Origin of the sequence: Mesorhizobium sp. GbtcB19 (genome assembly GCF_019091085.1) — a bacterium.
Classification (GTDB): Bacteria; Pseudomonadota; Alphaproteobacteria; order Rhizobiales; family Rhizobiaceae; genus Mesorhizobium.
Genome location: NZ_JAGXJY010000199.1, coordinates 1 through 278 on the forward strand (window position 1 = coordinate 1; position 278 = coordinate 278).

Here is a 278-nt window from a genome sequence, read left to right on the forward strand (position 1 = left end):
GATTGCCGGAGCAAGTTCCAGCAGAGGCCCCCGATCGCGAGGTTGGCCAGCAGAACCTGGGTGGTCAGCTCGGAATAGGTGACGTGCGAAGGCGCCCGAGGCGCCGATAAGCCCAAGGCCTCGAGAACGATCCAGCCGCCGGCCGGAGCCGTGATGATGCCAATCGCGAGCATCGCCCAAAGCGGCAATGCGCCGCCGAACCAAAATCGCTGAACGATTTCGCAGTGCGCAAAGACGACCGCCCAGATGGCAATGGCGGCCCCGACGAAATGCAACAG

General features: G+C 63.7%; 1 pseudogene. It reads right to left on the reverse strand.

From position 1 onward, the window contains the following. A pseudogene (locus tag KVT37_RS32165) lies at positions 1–278 on the reverse strand (response regulator receiver protein); the annotation flags it as partial.